This window comes from Flavobacterium sp. UMI-01, from assembly GCF_019656315.1.
Lineage (GTDB): Bacteria > Bacteroidota > Bacteroidia > Flavobacteriales > Flavobacteriaceae > Flavobacterium.
On sequence record NZ_BPLU01000003.1, the window covers coordinates 1 to 18,948 of the forward strand.

17 protein-coding genes are annotated in these 18,948 nt (G+C 33.7%); 2 read left to right on the forward strand and 15 right to left on the reverse strand.

The genetic code is table 11. The features are described from left to right. Positions 1–99: 99 nt before the first annotated feature. The 7 genes from K5R64_RS01120 to K5R64_RS01150 all read right to left on the reverse strand — a co-directional run bounded on the left by K5R64_RS01120 (position 100) and on the right by K5R64_RS01150 (position 9,919). On the reverse strand, positions 100–921 hold the full coding sequence (locus K5R64_RS01120; RefSeq protein WP_220759984.1) for a lipopolysaccharide assembly protein LapB: 822 nt from the start codon (positions 919–921) through the stop codon (positions 100–102). 170 nt (positions 922–1,091) lie between these two features. Then, a complete protein-coding gene (locus K5R64_RS01125; RefSeq protein WP_255580262.1) occupies positions 1,092–3,476 on the reverse strand; it encodes an outer membrane beta-barrel family protein in 2,385 nt (794 codons plus the stop codon). A 335-nt stretch (positions 3,477–3,811) separates the two neighbouring features. Next, positions 3,812–4,564: a shikimate dehydrogenase gene (locus K5R64_RS01130; protein WP_220759988.1), complete on the reverse strand. Its 753-nt coding sequence runs from the start codon at positions 4,562–4,564 to the stop codon at positions 3,812–3,814. Further along, complete coding sequence (locus tag K5R64_RS01135) at positions 4,564–5,961, reverse strand: tetratricopeptide repeat protein (RefSeq protein ID WP_220759990.1); 1,398 nt, start codon at positions 5,959–5,961, stop codon at positions 4,564–4,566. Before K5R64_RS01135 ends, K5R64_RS01130 begins: the two co-directional genes overlap by 1 nt. Positions 5,962–6,083: 122 nt before the next feature. Beyond that, entirely contained in the window at positions 6,084–7,292 is a 1,209-nt protein-coding gene (locus K5R64_RS01140) for an aspartate aminotransferase family protein (protein ID WP_220759992.1), read from the reverse strand. A 44-nt stretch (positions 7,293–7,336) separates the two neighbouring features. Beyond that, entirely contained in the window at positions 7,337–8,905 is a 1,569-nt protein-coding gene (locus K5R64_RS01145; protein ID WP_220759994.1) for an OstA-like protein, read from the reverse strand. 150 nt (positions 8,906–9,055) lie between these two features. Then, complete coding sequence (locus tag K5R64_RS01150) at positions 9,056–9,919, reverse strand: DUF808 family protein (RefSeq protein ID WP_220759996.1); 864 nt, start codon at positions 9,917–9,919, stop codon at positions 9,056–9,058. A 227-nt stretch (positions 9,920–10,146) separates the two neighbouring features. Between K5R64_RS01150 and K5R64_RS01155 the strand changes: the two genes are divergently transcribed. Next, positions 10,147–11,937 (forward strand): alpha-amylase family glycosyl hydrolase, encoded by a 1,791-nt coding sequence (locus K5R64_RS01155; protein WP_220759998.1) that lies wholly within the window; start codon positions 10,147–10,149, stop codon positions 11,935–11,937. A gap of 58 nt (positions 11,938–11,995) precedes the next feature. On the opposite strand, the gene K5R64_RS01160 is transcribed toward K5R64_RS01155, so the two are convergent. The 7 genes from K5R64_RS01160 to rsfS form a co-directional block, all read right to left on the reverse strand. After that, positions 11,996–12,775 carry a superoxide dismutase gene (locus tag K5R64_RS01160; protein ID WP_220760000.1) on the reverse strand — a complete coding sequence of 260 codons (780 nt, stop codon included), beginning with the start codon at positions 12,773–12,775 and terminating at the stop codon, positions 11,996–11,998. Further along, positions 12,762–13,055, reverse strand: coding sequence for an acyl-CoA-binding protein (locus K5R64_RS01165; protein ID WP_220760002.1), 294 nt, complete (start codon positions 13,053–13,055; stop codon positions 12,762–12,764). Before K5R64_RS01165 ends, K5R64_RS01160 begins: the two co-directional genes overlap by 14 nt. Then, positions 13,055–13,708 (reverse strand): phosphatidylserine decarboxylase family protein, encoded by a 654-nt coding sequence (locus tag K5R64_RS01170; protein WP_220760004.1) that lies wholly within the window; start codon positions 13,706–13,708, stop codon positions 13,055–13,057. The genes K5R64_RS01165 and K5R64_RS01170 overlap by 1 nt, the downstream gene beginning before the upstream one ends. Continuing rightward, positions 13,698–14,543 carry a phosphatidate cytidylyltransferase gene (locus tag K5R64_RS01175; RefSeq protein WP_220760006.1) on the reverse strand — a complete coding sequence of 282 codons (846 nt, stop codon included), beginning with the start codon at positions 14,541–14,543 and terminating at the stop codon, positions 13,698–13,700. Before K5R64_RS01175 ends, K5R64_RS01170 begins: the two co-directional genes overlap by 11 nt. Before the next feature lies 1 nt (position 14,544). Next, positions 14,545–15,147 carry a lactate utilization protein gene (locus K5R64_RS01180; RefSeq protein WP_220760008.1) on the reverse strand — a complete coding sequence of 201 codons (603 nt, stop codon included), beginning with the start codon at positions 15,145–15,147 and terminating at the stop codon, positions 14,545–14,547. 113 nt (positions 15,148–15,260) lie between these two features. Further along, positions 15,261–17,189: an ATP-dependent zinc metalloprotease FtsH gene (gene ftsH, locus K5R64_RS01185; protein WP_220760010.1), complete on the reverse strand. Its 1,929-nt coding sequence runs from the start codon at positions 17,187–17,189 to the stop codon at positions 15,261–15,263. Between the two features lie 17 nt (positions 17,190–17,206). Then, positions 17,207–17,578 carry a ribosome silencing factor gene (rsfS, locus tag K5R64_RS01190; RefSeq protein ID WP_220760013.1) on the reverse strand — a complete coding sequence of 124 codons (372 nt, stop codon included), beginning with the start codon at positions 17,576–17,578 and terminating at the stop codon, positions 17,207–17,209. 98 nt (positions 17,579–17,676) lie between these two features. Here rsfS and K5R64_RS01195 point away from each other — a divergent pair, with 98 nt between their 5' ends. Continuing rightward, positions 17,677–18,408 (forward strand): biotin--[acetyl-CoA-carboxylase] ligase, encoded by a 732-nt coding sequence (locus tag K5R64_RS01195; protein WP_220760015.1) that lies wholly within the window; start codon positions 17,677–17,679, stop codon positions 18,406–18,408. Between the two features lie 146 nt (positions 18,409–18,554). On the opposite strand, the gene K5R64_RS01200 is transcribed toward K5R64_RS01195, so the two are convergent. After that, positions 18,555–18,947 carry an SRPBCC family protein gene (locus tag K5R64_RS01200; protein ID WP_220760017.1) on the reverse strand — a complete coding sequence of 131 codons (393 nt, stop codon included), beginning with the start codon at positions 18,945–18,947 and terminating at the stop codon, positions 18,555–18,557. Position 18,948 lies beyond the last annotated feature (1 nt).

An 18,948-nucleotide genomic window follows, 5' to 3' on the forward strand; every position in this document is an offset into this window, starting at 1 on the left:
ATTTAACTATCTAATATCAATAACTAAATATACGAAATAACCTATAAAAAACCAAATATATACAAAAAAGCCGTCTCAGTTTTGAGACGGCTTCTTTTTTTATTCTGTCAATTTGTAGAATTTTTCTAGCATTTCATTTCCCTTTATCAATTGTCCAGTTTGTTGTAACGCTGTACCATAACGATAATACACTACAGGATCCACTGCTGTTGTCATACTAAATAAAGCATCATACCATTTAGCCGCTTTATCCATTTGCTTGTTAAAGAAAAAGTAGTTGGCTAATTCCTTGTACATATAAATAGATTGATATCCCTTTTCGGCCACTCTTTCGTAAATATCCATTATATTAATATTGATATGATCTACCTTTTCTCTTGTGGGTTTGTTTTTTTCGGGAGTAGAAGGTGTTGCTACTTCGAGTGGGGTAGTAGTTTTTTTTATAGTCGTCTTTTCAGGTGTATGGATAGGCGGTTTAATAGGCTCTTCGGATTTAATTAAGGTATTGATGACAAGCGCTAGAGATTCTTTTTCTATTTGTGGATTTTCTGGAATTTCTATCTTTTTACTTTCAATTTTAATTTCAGTAATAGTAGTGGGATTTTGTGAAGTCCCCGCATCTGGAGCAGTGTTTTTGACCTCTATATAGTAATTTTTTTTATTAAAATTTTCGTTTTTGTAAATCGGTCTAATAATCCGGATGTTGTTAGGGCCTAAGTCTGTTTTGCTTATAAGACTTAAGTCTGAAACCGTATAACGGGTCTTAGTTCCACCAAATTTTAAATTAACAATTTCTTCGACCGTATAATACAAGACATTTTTTGTTTCAATGTTATTGTACACAGCACTTTTTTGACCAAAACAAGTTATAGAAAAAAATCCTATGACAATCGTTGTCAATATGTAAAAGAAATTTTTCATAACTTTTGGTAATAAAGATTGTCTCTTCCAAATCCTTTAATACAGGATTAAAGTTTGAAAAGAATGTAGGTTGTTGTCAGAAATGGGAGAAGGGCTAATACTATCAAAATTAATAAAAAAAAGCCGTCAAAACAATTGTTTTGACGGCTTTTAGGAAGTGTTTTAATAAATTAAAACTTATAGTGATAACCTAATCGGATTACTTGTGTTTCATAGTAATCGTTGCTGGTGTAATAAAATCCATCTCCTTGAATCTGTTTTCTGGGAACCATCGAATTTAATAGGTCGGTTGCATTAAAATAAAGTTCCCCCTTTCCGTTTTGAATTGATTTTTTTACTCCTAAATCAACGGAATAACGCGATTGTATTTTTCCTTGCGGAATAATATCAGGAGCCAAATAAATGGCTGTTACTTGTCCGTCTATTTTTTTTGTAAAATGAAAAGTATTATTCCATTTAATATTTCCCGAAAAAATTGTTTCGGTAGGAGCTGAAAATTGATGAGAGCTTGGATATTTATTTTCTACTGTAAATGCATTAATCTGATTTCGATACGCATTAGTGTTGATGTTAAAAGAATATAATTGGTTGATTTCCTGTGAAAAAACCATTTCTATTCCCGAATTGTAGCTTGTATTGACATTTTGAAAAGTGGCATAAATAATGGTGCTTCCTGGTACAGTGCTCGAAATTCGGGTGATGGTTCCTTCTGCAAAACGATGGTATAAGGCGGTATATAAATTTCCTTTTTCCCAATTTGTTTTATAGCCTAGTTCTAGAGAATTAGTAAATTGGGGTTTCAAAGCTGGATTTCCTACTTTAATAATTTCGGCATCATCATATTTAGGGAAAATTCGAATATCAACTTCATTAGGTCGGTCTACCCTGCGATTGAAAAAGAGGGATATTTTGTTGTCGTCATTAATCTTGTATGCCAAACGCATATTAGGAAAAGGTTGGGTATAGTTATATCCATCACTTTTATAAGTATTGTGATTTGGGTTTACTTCATAGTGTAAGTCCACATATTCCAAGCGTAAACCTAATTCAGCTTCCCATTTCAGGCTTTCAAAAACATAATTACCATAAACAGCAGGAATCAATTCTTTATAAGTAGCAGGACCACCCGCATTTGCATCAATTACAGAGTTTTGCCCTGGTCTGAATTCCATGTTGGTAGGAATGTCTCTTTTGCGAAATTTAATTCCAGTTTCAATACGACCTTGTTTTAATGGCTCCGTATAATCAACATTTAAATCATAAACTTTTTCATCGGATAAGAGTTTAAAAGCATCTGTTCCCGATGAGCTACTAAGAATGTTGTCATAAAAATATTTTTCGTCTTCTCGATGAAAAGTATAATTAAAACCTACATTTAATAACCGTCCAGGTTCTTTGAATTTATGCTGATAGGTGGCAGTAGCCATCACAGTTGTTTTTAATTCGTCTTCTAAAAACTGCCACAACCGTCTTCGTTCAGACAAATCATTATTAAAAAAAGGTTGGTCGCCACGATCAATGATTTTTTCACTACCAAATAAACCCGAGATAGTCAAGGTATTTTGGTCATCCATGTTCCAGTCAAATCCTGATTTTAATGTTGTAAAATGGGTGTTTCGATTTCGTTTTAGTTGCGAATTAATAATATCTCCATCATCATAATAACGGGTAACAAATTCGTTTTTGTTTAAAGTTTCAGTATATAAATAATCGCCTTGAAAAAAAGCATTGATTTTATTTTTCTTGTAATTTAATGCTACTGATGGATTGATTTTTGGTGTCATCGTATATTGTGGACGGATGCTTGGGAGGTTTTCTTTACGGACCCATAAGGCTCCTAAACCAGAGGTAAAACCAACTTTACCATTAAAGCCTTCTTTTTTGTTTTGTTTGTAAATGATATTGATGATACCCGCATTTCCATTGGCATCATATTTTGCCGATGGATTATTGATGATTTCTATTTTTTCAATAGCCGAAGCAGGAATATTATCCAAACCACTTTGACTGCCAAAACCGGTTAATCCGGTTTGCTTGCCATCAATCAATACCATTACTTTATCGTTTCCTCTTAGTTGCACTTTGCCGTCTTGAACGGTAACACTAGGTAAATTTTGCATAACTTGTAAGACGGAGCTTCCAGTTTGAGAGATGTTTTCGGCAACAGTAAAGGTTTTTTTGTCCATTTTGTTGCTGATTGTGTTGTTGTTTTTCGTAACAATAACTTCATTCAAAGTACTGATAGCAGCATTTAATTCGATAGTTTTTACGTCCAGAAAGTTGGATAAATTGCCCACATATAAATTTTCTTGATGTGTAGTATATCCCATGGAGGAAATTTCTAAAATATAATTTCCAGTTTTGACATGAGCTAATGTGAACCTGCCTGATTCATTTGTAATTGTTCCAGCTACAAAAGTATTTTGCGTGGCAGTTTTTAAAACAACATTGGCAAAAGGAATAGTTGAATTGGTTTTAGTTTCTTTGACGATTCCCGATACAGTCACTTGTTTGTTTTGCGCCCAGATGGTACTTGTGACAAGACAAAAAAACATAAGGAGTTTTAAAAATTTTAATTTCATGAATTGGAATACTTTAATTTAGAATTATAAAATTCTAATTACGAATAAGAGTTTTTTTTGAATTTCAAAAATAAGGGTAAAACTTAAATATAGAAATTGTTTTAGGATTGAATTAGGAATTTTTATATCTGAAAATTCCTTATATGATTAGTCAATAAGAATTACTGCAATACCAATAAAGGTATGTTTTTGTTTTTTATTTAACTTCAAAAATGAGGGTAATTTTATAAAAAAAAATCCCGCTTTAATTTGGTTTAAAGCGAGATTGTTATGTAGTCTATTGAAATTTTAAGCTTAAAAGAAAGTTTTTATTTATTCCAAATTTCCCAAGATTTTTCAGCTTGTAATTCCAGCATTCGTAATCCATTTTTTATTTGAGCACCTTTTGCTTTAGCTTTTTGCAGAAACTTGGTTTCAGCAGGATTGTAAATCAAATCATAAGCAATGTGTTTGTCTGAAAAAAACTCGTACGGAATATCAGGACACGCATCAATATCAGGACTTGTCCCTACTGGAGTGCTATTGATTACAATATGATATTCGTTGAAAATAGCACTGTTCAATTGGCTATAATCAAGGGTGTTTTCTTTGCTATTTCTTGAAACAAATACACAATCAATACCGAGTTCTTCTAAAGCAAAGGCAACACCTTTGGATGCTCCTCCAGTTCCTAAAATCAATGCTTTTTTGTGATGTCCTTGCAATAACGGTTCAAGTGATTTTTTAAATCCGTAGTAATCAGTATTGTATCCTTTTAGTTTGCCTTTTTTGGTGATTTTAATGGTATTTACAGCGCCAATTTTAGCGGCTTTTTTTGATAATTTATCTAAATAAGGAATGACTACTTCTTTGTAAGGAATTGTTACGTTAATTCCTTTTAGTTCAGATGGGTTGTGTGCAATGATATTTGGAAAATCAGTTATTTCTGGAATATCAAAGTTTTCATAACTGCAACCTTCGTAATTTCCGGCTTCGAATTTTTCTTTAAAATAGCCTCTTGAAAAAGAGTAACTAATATTTTTACCTAATAAGCCGTAACGCTTTTTATTCATTATAATCATTAATCTTTTTTATGTTTATCAATATAATTTCTAACACTTTTTTTAGACCATACAACAGGGTAGAGGTCTTCTAAAAGTATATAGTTGTCAAAATTGAGTCGTAATGCATTGCTCAAATGAAATTTTGCTTTGGCAGTATCTTGAATCATAAAGTACAGTCCTGCCAATCGATATTCAATTTCATTGGATTCAGGATAAAATTCGGTTGCTTGTAATAACGTCATTATAGCGCCGTCAAATTCACCTAAAAATTGAAGTAAATCTACCCAGAATAACCAAGTATCTAATTCGGTATCACCAAATTCAACTGCCTTTCTATATCCAAATTCAGCTTCTTCAAAAAAGTTCATTTGTTTGTTGATAGTGGCATAACGTTTCCAGTACAACTTGTTTTGATTGTCAATTGCTAAGGCTTTATTAACGTAGAATAATGCTTTTTGGAAATTGTTTTGACGCACATAAAAGTCTGTTATTGCTATCCATCCTTTGTCTAACAATGGGTCTTCGTGGACGGTTTCATTGTAAAATTGCAATGCCAAAGCTGAATTGCCTAATTTTTCATGGCATTTTCCTATTCTTAATAAAGCATAGGAAGTGGCATCGTCCAATTCAATGGTCCGACTGTAACTTTCAATGGCTTTTTCGTATTGATTTAATCGTTCATACGCTTTTGCTTTTTCCATATAAGCGCCAAGAAAATCCTCATCAATTAATGTGGCATATTCAAAAGCGCGAATGGCTTCTTCATATTGAGTAAGTCCATAATGTAAACGTCCTTTTTGATGCCAAGCAATTTCACTATAAGGGTTTTTTTCGATGTATTGATTGAGATAATCAATGGCTTCTGTGTTTTGGTCTAAAAATTCAAAACAATAAACAACATTATACAATGCTGATTGATCTTCAATATCTTCTTCTAAACACAGTATAAAACTGTTTTTAGCTTCTTCAAGATTGTCCATAAAAAGGTATTCCATCCCCATCAAATTATACACATCGGCATAATCATCGGTATGGTCAAGTGCCATTTTCAGATATTCAACGGCTTTTTCATGTAAATCTCTTTTGGAGCAAATATTGGCTTTTTGGATATAGATTTCCTCATTATTAGGCTCAATGGCATAGAGTTCATTGAGTAATTTTTCAGCAATATCTAGCTTGTCCTCAAAAATCAGCATTTCTACTTGTACCAATTTTAAACCAGTTGATTTAGGGTGTTGGTCAAGTGCTAATTTTAGGGCTTTTTTTGCTAAAGCAGTCTTACCGGTATCCAAATAGTGAAGGATAATTTCTTCAAATTCTTCAGAGTCAAAAAATAAAACCTTATTGGTTTTTAGCATGGACTCAAATTTGGAAAGCGATAAGTTATAGTCTTCTTCTTCGTCACTTAGTTGCATACTGTTGTTGTTTAGAATTTAGCCTATTTAAAGTTAGGCATCATTACTTTTATGAGGAAGAAAATCTGGAATTGTTGTAAACAATTTAATTAACAATCTGAACGGTAATGAATTGATGTTTTTTAGTTATTTTTTTGTTTGTTTTCCTTTTCTAAAGCTACTTCGTTTATCACTTCTATCAATATCGCACAACCTTCACGAATTTCTTCTTCGGAAATAGTTAACGGTGGAGTAATTCGAATGGCACAACTCTCAAAGAGCAACCAAAATAAAATAAGTCCTTTGTCTTGACATCTTAAAATCACTTCGTTGGTAATGTCTGCGCTTTTTGTCATGGCAGCGAGCATCAACCCTTTCCCTCTTATTTCTTGTATCAAAGGATGTACCAAAAGTGATCTAAATAGCTTTTCTTTTTCCAAAGTGGCCTGAATGAGATGAGTTTGGGTCAATTCTTGTAAAGTGGCCAAGCAGGCTGACGCAATGACAGGGTGTCCCCCAAAGGTCGTGATGTGTCCTAATTTAGGTTGATGAGTGAGTAAATCCATCATTGCAGATGAAGCAGTAAATGCGCCTACAGGCATACCGCCTCCCATGCCTTTTCCCATAACCACTATGTCTGGAACAATATCGTAATTTTGGAACCCAAATAATTTACCTGTTCGTCCAAAACCAGGTTGAATTTCGTCTAAAATCATAAGTGCTCCTACTTCAGTACAACGCTGACGAACTTTTTTCAAATAATCATTTTCGGGTTGGATAAATCCAGCGCCACCTTGTATGGTTTCTAATAACACTCCAGCTGTTTTAGTGGTGATTTTCTCTAAATCAGCTTCGTTATTAAAGGTGATAAAATCTACATCAGGAAGTAAGGGGCGAAAAGCTTGTTTGCGTTCTTCGTAGCCCATTACACTCATAGATCCCATGGTATTTCCATGATATGCATTATGGCAAGAAATCAATTGACTGCGACCTGTTACTCGTTTAGATAGTTTTAATGCGCCTTCAATTGCCTCAGTTCCTGAGTTCACTAAATAGGTTTTATCTAATGGAGCAGGTAATAAAGAAGCCATCAATTTGCAATATTCAACTGCGGGGCTTTGGGAGTATTCCCCATAAACCATCACATGGGAGTATCTATCTAATTGGTCCTTTATGGCTTGGTTTACACGAGGGTGTTGGTGACCTAAAGTACAAGCCGAAACCCCTGCTACAAAATCCAAATATTTTTTATTATTTGTATCAAAAATATAAGAGCCTATAGCATGTGAAACTTCCATTCCTAAAGGATAAGGAGAGGTTTGAGCTTGGTATTTTATAAAATCTGAATTCAATTTCTTTTACTTTAACAATTACTAGTTCCTTCTTAGGCTATTTGTTATTTCTTTTTCTTTTTGTCGTAATCCAAGGTCTCTTTTCTAATTTTCATAGGGACATTGGTTTTTGCATTGTCAATTTCGCCTTCTTTCACCAGTTTTTCATTCATCAAATTATCTTCTTCTGAGAAGATTTCATCTTTTGATTTGATCCTTTCATCACCTCTCCAAAGCAGACCTTTTAATTTTCGTGCATTTTCGGGTAACTCTTCTTCGGGATAAATATTTCCGTCCACTTGGTTGAAAAAAGTAATCGTTTCAGCGGTATTATTTGCCATCACCATATTGATTTTGCTACTGACATTTTTATTAATACCAATTAACTCTTGCGCATCGTTTCGCATATAATATATTACTTCAGCGTTTTTAACCACATCGACTTCATGAAGTTTTCCGTCTAAGAATTTTCCATACAAATTAAGTCCCTTGACTTGATTGTATCCAGTTCCAAGTGTGTCTCTGGAAACGATAAAGGTGTTATTGAGCACCTTTAAAGAATCTAATTTTCGGGTTTGATTATTACCTATTAGGTGCATGATGTCCCCTGTAATTTGATTTTCTCCATTCCACAATATGGGATTCCCGATTAACTTGGTCAACGCATCTTTTGAACTAGAATGTAACGAATCACATTTACCGCTCATATCTGTTTTGTAAAAGCGGACATTGTTGAATGCTCGTATGATTCGGTTGCCTTCAGGACCAGTTACCATTAGTTTTTTTCCGTGAATGTAAACTGAATCATTTTCGACTAAATTAATTGCAACAGCTCTTTTGGTTACAAAAAGGGAATCTTTTTTCTTGTACATCTCAGCATAATGCCCTTTAACGATGCCTTTATTTATGGTATCGGTAATTTTTACATTTCGCGTAGCGGATGCAAATTCTTTATTGCGGTCGTAATACAAACTATCGCCTTCAATCAAACGATCGTCATAACGGATGTAGGATTTTCTTAAAAAGTAAGCCAAATTCTTTTTGGTATCATAAAATCCTTTTTCGGTATAAATATAATTGGCTTTGCTGGTAATTGTTGAGGGACCAAAAAGATATGAATGCCCTGAATTACTGAAATAATCTAAATGATTAGACTTGATGACATACGTTGGATTGGTTATGGTAACCGCAGTTAAGAATTGAAACTTTTTTTGGGTAACATAATAGCGTCCTGATTTGGATTTTAGTGTGTTTTCCCTGTTGACAATTGTTCCTTGTGTATTGTAATAAACCTCTTGAGTGTTGCGATTAAAATTAATTGTATCAGTTGCTAAGGTTGCGTCAGGCGAACTCATAACGGCATTTCCTGTAGCAAATGCTTGTTTCATATTTCCGTTATACTCAGCATATTTGCTGTTTAAATAAAGTGTGTCACCTTGAACCAATTGTACATTTCCAAAGGCTTTGATGTAATTTTCTTTTTGAAAATAATACGCTTTGTTGCAAGTTAATACAATTCCGTCGTGGTTTACTTTTACATTTCCAGTTAATAAAAAGGCATCGGGAATTTCTATTTCATTTACATCCGCAAAATCCGAATGTTCAATAATAATTTTTTTAGGAGTTTGTGCCATAAGAGTTGGAAAACCCAAGACAAACAATAAAAAGCTAATAAAAAAATGAAATGGCTTCAATGGAAATAATTTTCGTCAAATTTATGAAAAAAGGAAGCAATGCAGATGGGAATTGCTTTCAAATTTCGAAAGTTGTGTAAGGAACCTGCTTTATTTGATTTTTTTTCTTAAAAAAAGAAATCCTTGTATTACTATTAATGCCACAGCACCTACACCTAATCCTAAGATAAATTCACTAACAATAGAAGGAAAACTAGCTAGAAAATGGTGGAAATATGCAATATTATGTTTGAATATTCCTCCAGACACTAATAGTAAAGCAATAGTACCTATAAAGGCTAGAGATTGAACTACTTTAGGTAATGCTTGTATCAATAAGTTACCCAAAAATTGGCTAATAGAATTCCGTTTCTTGCTAAGAATAAGTCCCAAATCGTCCATGCGTACAATGACAGCAACTACACCATACACTCCTACAGTGGCAAGAAAAGCTATAAATGTTGTTACTAAGATTTGTGTAGCAATTGGTTTTTCTAATACAGTTCCAAGAGCTATAATTATTATTTCGATTGACAAAATAAAATCCGTGATGATCGCCGATTTAATTTTGCTTTTTTCCTGTTCTATAATTTCAGTTTCTGTTAAATTTTGATTTAAGGGCAGATGATTTTTTGGATGATGAGGAACAAAATATTCATATATTTTTTCAACTCCCTCATAAGCCAAATAAATAGCACCTATCGATAAAATTATAGTGATTGAAGCAGGAACGAAATAACTTAAAAGAAATGCTAATGGCAAAATGATAAGTTTATTTAATAAAGACCCTTTGGTAATGGCCCATAAAACTGGAATTTCTCTAGTGGATACAAATCCAGAGGCTTTTTCAGCGTTTACAGCTAAATCATCCCCTAATATTCCTGCTGTTTTTTTGGTTGCCACTTTGCTCATAACGACAACATCGTCCATTAAAGCGGCGATATCATCTAAAAGTAAAAATAATCCTGAAGCCATTTATTTTGAGTTTTTGTTACTTGTAAAAATTTTCATTAGCAAATTTACTATAACGCTGTAATTTTAAAGAGGCTTTAATTTAAATTTAACGCTAGGAATTTTTGAGTTGTAGTAAGTACTAGAATCAAAATTAGTGGGAAATGCCATGATTTCATATAATTGTGGTAAGGATTTTTTAGAATATGTGATATTTAACTTAGATTGCGCATTGGAAACAAACGGATATTATGAAAAAAGGAAAAACTACTAACAAAGCATCAAAAAAAATAGTTTATCAGGTATTCACTAGGCTTTTTGGAAACACCAATACTACCAATAAACCTTGGGGAACAATTGAAGAAAATGGTGTAGGTAAGTTTAATGATTTTACGCCTAAGGCTCTTAAAGAGATTAAAAAGTTAGGTGTTACCCATATTTGGTACACGGGAGTGCCTCATCATGCATTGATAAATGATTACACGGCTATAGGGATATCAAATGATCATCCTACCGTTGTTAAGGGTAGGGCGGGTTCACCTTATGCCGTAAAAGATTATTACAATGTAAATCCTGATTTAGCGGTACATCCTGAAAACCGTTTAGCCGAATTTGAAGCCTTGATTGCACGTACACACGAGGCTGGAATGAAAGTGATTATCGATATTGTTCCTAATCATGTGGCTCGCAAATACGAAGGAAAAACAAATCCAAGAGGAGTAAATGATTTTGGTGCCAATGATGACGTTACTGTCGAATACCGTAGAGATAATAATTTTTATTACATTCCTCATGCCTCTTTTGAATTGCCTGATATTGAACCACCGTTAGGGGGAGAATCACATCCTTCAATGGATGTTCCTTTTGTAGAATTTCCAGCTAAATGGACAGGGAATGGCTCTCGAATGGCGCGTCCTGATAAAAATGATTGGTATGAAACGGTAAAAATTAATTATGGAGTTCGACCTGATGGCGGTTATGATTTCCCATTTTTACCATGGGGGTATGATACAGAATCTTACGAAAAGCATTTTGAATTTTGGAAAGACAAGGAATTACCAGATTCGTGGTATAAATTCAGGGCTATCGCCTTGTATTGGCTAAAAAAAGGAGTAGATGGTTTTCGTTATGATATGGCTGAGATGGTTCCGTTTGAATTTTGGAGTTTTATGAATTCAGCTATCAAAATGAAAAATCCAGAGGCATTTCTAATGGCCGAAGTGTATAATCCCCAACTGTATTACAATTACATCAAAATGGGAAAAATGGACTACCTCTATGATAAAGTAGGTACTTATGATAAACTCAAAGATGTAATTCAAGGACGCTCCTGGCCTGATGAGTTGACCCAAATTCAATATGATTTATGGGATATCAGTCATCATATGTTGAAGTTTTTAGACAATCATGATGAGCAACGTGTCGCGAGTCCTGAATTTGCAGGTAGTGGTGAAAAAGGAAAACCTATGATGGTAGTTTCGGCAACCATAAGTACAGCTCCAGTAATGATTTATTTTGGTCAGGAGGTAGGTGAAGCAGCCAATGAAAATGCTGGTTTTGGTAGTCGCTCCCGTACTTCAATTTTTGATTATATAGGAGTACCTGCACATCAAAGATGGATGAATAATGGAAAGTTTGACGGAGGGCAATTAGCACCAGGAGAAGCTTCTTTACGTGATTTTTATAAGAGATTGTTGAATTTTTCGTTGGAAAGTTCTGCAATAATGGGAGAATTTCAAGAAATACAGTTTGCTAATCGCTACCATACTCAGGGTTATGATACCGGAATATATAGTTATACCCGATGGTCTGAAGAACAAAAGTTAATTGTAGTTGTTAATTTTTCAGATGCGCAAGCAAGTGAATTCGAATTAAAAGTACCAAGATTGATGATAGAAAAATGGGATCTAAAAGACGGTTCCTATAAACTTATTGAACAATTGTATAAAAAAATTAAATTGAAAATGGTTGTTACTAATGGAGAAGGAGTGATAGCAATGAAAATAGCACCGCTAGAATCTTACTTGTTGGAGTTGCAGTAGTTGCTAATAATATTCTTAGTCATAAAAAAAGCTGATGTTTTGCGACATCAGCTTTTTTTTATCTGTATTTCTTTCGAGTGGTTGCCTCGTAGGCTTCGTTTATTTTTTTCCAATTCAAAACGTTAAAAAAAGATTCAATATAACTTCTGCGACGGTATTGGTATCCTAAATAATAGGCATGTTCCCATAAGTCCAATGCGATGATTGGAGTACCTTGAATGGTTGCATTTCGCATCAAAGGATTGTCTTGATTTTGTGTGCTAGTAACTTGAAGTTTACCTGATTTGTCGACAACCAGCCATACCCATGCAGAGCCAAATTGTCGGCTTGCTTCTGCAGTAAATGTATTCTTGAAATTTTCGAATGAACCAAAATCCCTATCAATAACTGCAGCAATGGTGTCAGTAGGTTTTCCACCTCCATTAGGAGTCATCGATTTCCAATATAAGCCATGATTATAATAACCACCAGCATTGTTCCGTAATTCTGTATTGTTTAGGTCTAATTGTGATAAAACTTCTTCTATCGAAAGGTTTTCTAAACCAGTGCCCGCTACTGCCTTGTTAAAATTATTTGTATAAGTAAGGTAGTGTTTGGAATAGTGGGTCTCCAGCGTGAGCGGTGAAACAGTTGGTGCCAAAGCATCATAAGGATAAGGAAGTTTGTCCATTAAGAATGAGCCTGGGTCAGCTCTAACATCTTCAGGAAAACCAATTGTTATCTTTTCTTGAGCCGTAGGTAAAGGAACTTCGACTACTTCGGTGTATTTTTTTTTATTACAAGAAATAAAGAAAACAGTTAGGAGTGTACTTACTATAAAAAAATTATTCGTTTTCATTGGAATTAGGATTTTCTAAAAGTGAGTTGATGATTTCTATATAACTTTTTTTTGCTTCTGAAATAGAAAGATGACTGATTTGCATCCATGCGTTCATCTTGAATGCATCTCTTAAATGGAATGTGGTATTGTGTTGTTTAGGGTCAATGGTACCATAGGTTGCTTGTTTATAATAAGCATACAAACGCAATTGAACATCCTGTGGGATGGAAGCTTGTTTCATTTCAGAAGCTTTTTGTAGGGCTTCTTGAAATTGTATTTCTAATTCTTTGTTGCTCATTACTCTTTAGTAGCAATAATAGTTTTTCCGCCTATAGCTTTTTGATTTAGTACAACATCTATTTTGGTTCCTAACGGTAAAAATAAATCTACTCTTGAACCAAATTTAATAAAACCAGCATCAGTACCTTGTACGACTTGCATGCCTTCTTGAGCATAATTTACAATTCTTCGGGCCAATGCTCCTGCAATTTGACGGTATAAAATAGCGCCAAAAGTATTGTTTTCTATAACCACAGTGGTTCTTTCGTTTTCCTCACTCGCTTTTGGGTGCCAAGCTACCAAAAATTTCCCTGGATGGTATTTGCTAAATTTGATTAATCCACTCATCGCATAACGAGTCACATGTACATTAATAGGTGACATGAAGATGGAAACTTGTAAACGCTTGTCTTTAAAATACTCTCCTTCATAAACTTCTTCTATAACGACAACTTTACCGTCAACAGGTGCTAAAATGTGATTGTCATTGATAATAGCAGTTCTTTTCGGATTTCTAAAAAACTGTAATATGATTATCAAAATTAAAAAAGCACTAATTTGAATTAGCTTTTTTACCCATTCAATAGCTACAAATTGATCAGAAACTAATAGAATAGTGGCTGTGAAAATAATACCTAATAAAATGGTTTTGGTTCCTTCTTTATGAAACATAATTTAAAATTTGATAAAATAAAAATACAATTGGTGCTACAAATATAACACTATCTAGTCGATCTAGTACGCCTCCATGGCCAGGCATTATTTTTCCGCTGTCTTTTACTTCGGCAATTCGTTTGAATTTGGATTCAATTAAATCACCTATAGTTCCAAAAATCCCAACAATTAATGCAATAACGATCCAAATATAAATGTTTGATTCTGCAATTTGAATGTAGTATTTCGCAATGATATAACTGGCAATTACAGTGAAAAAAATTCCTCCGAAAAAGCCTTCAATGGTTTTTTTAGGTGAAATACGTTCAAATAATTTTGTTTTACCAATGGATTTTCCCACGATATAAGCAAAAGAATCATTAGTCCAAATTAGGATGAAAATACTAATTAATATTTTTGGATTGTAGCCCACTTTTCCAAAAGGTATTTTGGTGATTATTATAAAAGGCAGGATGATATAACCTAAGAGGTAGATGTACTTTGAAATGGAATTGATAACCGTTGTTTTGTTGTCAAACAAGAAATAAATGCATTTTGCTGAAACTAAAATGGTAATGGCTAATACGGTTAAATCAAAGGTTTTGTTGAATTTAAGTGCCAACAGAAAACCTTGTTTGGCAAAAGTGATGCTATAAAAAAAAGCATAACTGATAGCGGCTATTAAAAAAGGAGCAATTTTATTTATTTTGACTAAAGAACAATATTCAACTGTAGCAATCAGCAGAAAGATGCCAAAAAGCGCAAAAAAACTTTCGGTGGAATAGATGATACTGAATAACAATAAAAATATATATACAGCACCTGATAAAGATCTCTTTAGGGTTTCATTCATTTTAAAGATCTTCTAAAAGCAATAAATAAAGATTTTTAGCGGCGCTACCGTATTGGGTAAAGTCCTCTTCTTTTGCTTTTTCAAAATATTTTATGGCAGTGATATTGGTTGGGTAATCACCTTCGTATTTCTTCTTGATGGCGCTAAGACCATCGGTTTTAAATGCAAGTATTTGACTTGTTTTAGCAAAAATAATGATGTTAGTAGGTAATTCGTAAGGTTTGTGTTGTTTGATTTGTTTAGAAGAAAATAAAACAGAACCTTCTTCAGCAATAAGATTTTCGCATCCGGAAAAAAGGAACTTAGGATTGTTGACTTTATTATACGTCAATTTGTTTTCGTCTAATAAACTAAAAAGAGTAGGTTCATAGCATAGCACTTCACTCTCATACCAATCATTCTCCTGTAAGATGTTTTCAAATTGTTCTTTGACTTCTTCTTGATTTTCGCAATACAAAAACTTACCTCCATTTCGCTTGAAATTGTAGATAAATTGTTCGTCAATAGTCATGCTTTTCTCAGAAAAAGAATTTTTGTTTTCTTTATCATTATCTTCTTCTGAAGCTGCACTACTAGAACCAAAAAGTTTGCTGAAAATGCTCATATTATGAAAAGGGGCTTTATTTGTTATCTGAAAAACGTTCAAAGATAAAAAAATCTTAATTCAAAAGCGTTTTTTGAATTAAGATTTTAAAAATAATTATTAATAAAGCCTTATTAAGACACTATTTCTCCTAGATTTTTGTCAAAGGCTCTTTTGCCAAAAATAGCTTCTAAATCGTCTTTGAAAATTACTTCTTTTTCGATTAAGATATCGGCTAATTGGTTTAGCTTGTCTTTGTTTTCTTCTAATATTTGAATAGCTCTTTGGTATTGTCCTTCAATTAATTCAGAAATTTCAGTGTCAATTACTTTAGCAGTTTCTTCTGAATAAGGTTTTGAGAAGCTGTATTCGCTTTGACCAGTTGAATCATAATACGTAACATTACCAATTTTATCATTCAATCCGTAGATGGTGACCATTGCACGGGCTTGTTTGGTAACTTTTTCTAAATCACTCAATGCGCCAGTCGAAATTCGGTTAAAAATTACTTTTTCGGCAGCTCTACCACCCATCGTAGCGCACATTTCATCAAGCATTTGGTCAGGACGTACAATTTGACGCTCTTCCGGTAAGTACCAAGCAGCACCTAAACTTTGTCCTCTAGGAACAATGGTTACTTTGATTAATGGCGCAGCGTGTTCAAGCATCCAACTCACTGTTGCGTGACCAGCTTCATGTATCGCAATGGCTTTCTTTTCATCGATGGTGATGATTTTGTTTTTCTTCTCTAGACCACCTACAATACGATCTACGGCATCCAGAAAATCTTGTTTATCCACAGCAGTTTTGTTGTTACGAGCAGCAATTAAGGCCGCTTCATTACATACATTGGCAATATCAGCTCCAGAAAAACCTGGAGTTTGTTTCGCTAAAAAGTCTAAATCCAAACCTTCTACTTTTTTCAATGGAGCTAAGTGAACTTTAAAAATTTCAGCACGTTCTCTAACATCTGGGAGATCCACATAAATTTGTCTGTCGAAACGACCTGCACGCATCAAAGCCTTGTCTAATACGTCGGCTCTATTGGTTGCAGCAAGTACAATAACATTCGTTTGACTGCCAAAACCGTCCATTTCTGTCAATAATTGATTCAATGTGTTTTCGCGTTCGTCATTACCGCCTGACATATTGCTTTTGCCTCTAGCTCTACCTACAGCATCAATCTCGTCAATAAAAATGATGGATGGTGATTTCTCTTTTGCTTGTTTAAATAAATCACGTACACGTGAAGCTCCTACACCCACAAACATTTCTACAAAGTCAGAACCTGACAAAGAGAAAAAGGGAACCTGAGCTTCTCCGGCTACAGCCTTAGCTAATAAGGTTTTACCTGTTCCAGGAGGGCCTACAAGCAAAGCTCCTTTAGGGATTTTACCTCCTAAGTTGGTGTATTTTTCAGGGTTTTTTAAAAATTCTACAATTTCTTGTATTTCTTCTTTGGCACCTTCTAAGCCCGCAACATCTTTAAAGGTCGTTTTAACATCAGTTTTTTCGTCAAATAACTTGGCTTTGGATTTACCAATGTTGAATATTTGTCCGCCACCACCAGCGCCACCACCTGACATTTTTCGCATGATAAATAACCATACTCCAATAATAATGATGATAGGTAGTAAGCTGATAATAATATCAGACCAATTGCTTTTTGCTAAAAAGTTAAAATCTTTTAATTTGCCTTCCTCAACCGCTTTTTCCAGTTTGGTTTGGAAAATTTGATCATTTCCTATTTCAAAAGTGTATTGAGGTCCTTTGGTATTGGGTCTGTCAAAAATGTCCTTAGCAACTTTTTGATGTTCGGGTAATTTTAACGCTTCAGGTTTAAGAAAAACTTCAGCTTCTGATTTGTTGTAAACAATTACTTTTTCAATTTGTCCTTTGTCTAAAAAAACATTGAATTTAGAAGAGGTCAATTGAGCAGGTTCTTGAATGTTAGAACCGCCTGTTACGAAACTAATAAATAAGAAAATAAGCAGTATGGCTGTATAAACTAACCAAGGACTTACTCTGAATTTATTTGGATTTGGGTTATTATTTTTTGCCATTCTATTGTTTTGTTGTCTTAGTATTTATTTGCTATAGTCGTAATTTTAGCGTCACCCCATAAACTTTCAATATTATAGTACTCTCGGATGTGTTTTTGGAAAACATGTACAACGATGTTAACATAATCCATCAAAACCCATTCGGCATTGTCAGTTCCTTCTACATGCCATGGTTTATCTTTTAGTTCTTTGGATACTGTTTTTTGGATGGAGTTTACAATGGCGTTAACCTGAGTATTTGAATTTCCGTTACAAATGATAAAATAATCACAAACTGAAGTGTCAATTTCTCTTAAATCAAGAATGTCTATATCATTACCTTTTACTTCTTCTATTCCTTTTATGATGTTCGCTAAGAGCGCATCGTTATTTACTGTTTTTTTCGCCATGAATTATTTTATATGTGTAAGTTCGCAAAGTTATCATTTTTTGTCATTAATTTTGAACCTTAACATAATATTAAATGCTGTTTGTCAAATAATAACTAATGAAACTAATCAAACTCAGTGCCATAGATTCTACGAATGATTTTCTAAAACAATTAAGTTTAAAAGAAGCTGTTGAAAATTTTACTGTTGTCACAGCTGAAAGTCAGACAAAAGGACGAGGACAAATGGGGACGATTTGGCAAACAGAATCAGGTAAGAATCTCATAATGAGTGTTTTTTTGAAAGAAAAACTTACTGGTGTATCCGATATTTTTAATTTAAATGTAGCGGTTGCGGTTTCAATTGTTCAAGCTTTAGATCATTTTCAAATTCCTCAATTGAAAATTAAATGGCCTAACGACATTATGTCATATCAATTTAAAATTGGTGGCATTTTGATCGAAAATAGTGTTAAACAAGACGGGACTATTCATTCCATTATTGGGATTGGGCTGAATGTAAACCAAATTAATTTTGAAAATTTACCCAAAGCTTCTTCACTGGCAGTCTTGTGTCAACGTGAATTTGATATTAAAGCGCTTGTATTGCGAATAATTGAAAATCTTCAACAAAATTTGGATGGCAAGACGCCAATGTGGGATGCAATTTGGCTAACTTATGCTGATTTGCTTTTCAAAAAAAACACGCCTATGGCTTTTAAAAACATGAAGACTAATCAAAACTTCATGGGGATTATTCGAGGTGTGTCGTACCAAGGTAAATTGCAGGTTTTATTAGAGAATGATGAAATAGTTGAATTTGGGATTAAAGAAGTTCAAATGCTATACTAGTCTGTATTTGACTTTTTGAGAGAATTCAAAGTTAAGATTAGATTTGTGAAATTATATTGGATATTTTCCGTCTCTTTCCAAACGAAAATCCCTTTTAGTTCTAAAATGAAACTAAAAGGGATTTTGAAAATATCTAAAGAGGTTTTTTATAATTTTCCCATATTGTTGGCTAATGTTTCAATGAATTTACTGATAGGACCTTTTACAATCATTGCCATCATGGCATTAAATTCACCTTCAAAATCTAGTTTTACAGCGCTCGAAGTATCGGATACTGCATCGATAGAGGCAATCAATGTAAAAGGAAGTTTTCCAGAAGCTGCACCTAAGACTACTTTGGAAGGGGCAATTTTTTCTTTCATTTTTAGATGTACCTCAGGCATTCCTTTCAGACCAAAAATAAAAGAATCGTCTTCTACAACTTCGAATTTAGCAATGTTTTCAGGCATTAGCTTTTCGAAATTTTTGACATCTGTCAATAAATTAAATAATTCTGTAGCTGATTTTCCAACAGTAACTTTTGGGCTTTCTAGATTCATT

Coding starts and splice junctions, on each gene's coding strand:
- K5R64_RS01120 (WP_220759984.1), bottom strand. CDS start 921: ATGAAAAATTTCTTTTACATATTGACAACGATTGTCATAGGATTTTTT.
- K5R64_RS01125 (WP_255580262.1), bottom strand. CDS start 3,476: ATGTTTTTTTGTCTTGTCACAAGTACCATCTGGGCGCAAAACAAACAA.
- K5R64_RS01130 (WP_220759988.1), bottom strand. CDS start 4,564: ATGATTATAATGAATAAAAAGCGTTACGGCTTATTAGGTAAAAATATT.
- K5R64_RS01135 (WP_220759990.1), bottom strand. CDS start 5,961: ATGCAACTAAGTGACGAAGAAGAAGACTATAACTTATCGCTTTCCAAA.
- K5R64_RS01145 (WP_220759994.1), bottom strand. CDS start 8,905: ATGGCACAAACTCCTAAAAAAATTATTATTGAACATTCGGATTTTGCG.
- K5R64_RS01150 (WP_220759996.1), bottom strand. CDS start 9,919: ATGGCTTCAGGATTATTTTTACTTTTAGATGATATCGCCGCTTTAATG.
- K5R64_RS01155 (WP_220759998.1), top strand. CDS start 10,147: ATGAAAAAAGGAAAAACTACTAACAAAGCATCAAAAAAAATAGTTTAT.
- K5R64_RS01160 (WP_220760000.1), bottom strand. CDS start 12,775: ATGAAAACGAATAATTTTTTTATAGTAAGTACACTCCTAACTGTTTTC.
- K5R64_RS01165 (WP_220760002.1), bottom strand. CDS start 13,055: ATGAGCAACAAAGAATTAGAAATACAATTTCAAGAAGCCCTACAAAAA.
- K5R64_RS01170 (WP_220760004.1), bottom strand. CDS start 13,708: ATGTTTCATAAAGAAGGAACCAAAACCATTTTATTAGGTATTATTTTC.
- K5R64_RS01175 (WP_220760006.1), bottom strand. CDS start 14,543: ATGAATGAAACCCTAAAGAGATCTTTATCAGGTGCTGTATATATATTT.
- K5R64_RS01180 (WP_220760008.1), bottom strand. CDS start 15,147: ATGAGCATTTTCAGCAAACTTTTTGGTTCTAGTAGTGCAGCTTCAGAA.
- ftsH (WP_220760010.1), bottom strand. CDS start 17,189: ATGGCAAAAAATAATAACCCAAATCCAAATAAATTCAGAGTAAGTCCT.
- rsfS (WP_220760013.1), bottom strand. CDS start 17,578: ATGGCGAAAAAAACAGTAAATAACGATGCGCTCTTAGCGAACATCATA.
- K5R64_RS01195 (WP_220760015.1), top strand. CDS start 17,677: ATGAAACTAATCAAACTCAGTGCCATAGATTCTACGAATGATTTTCTA.
- K5R64_RS01200 (WP_220760017.1), bottom strand. CDS start 18,947: ATGAATCTAGAAAGCCCAAAAGTTACTGTTGGAAAATCAGCTACAGAA.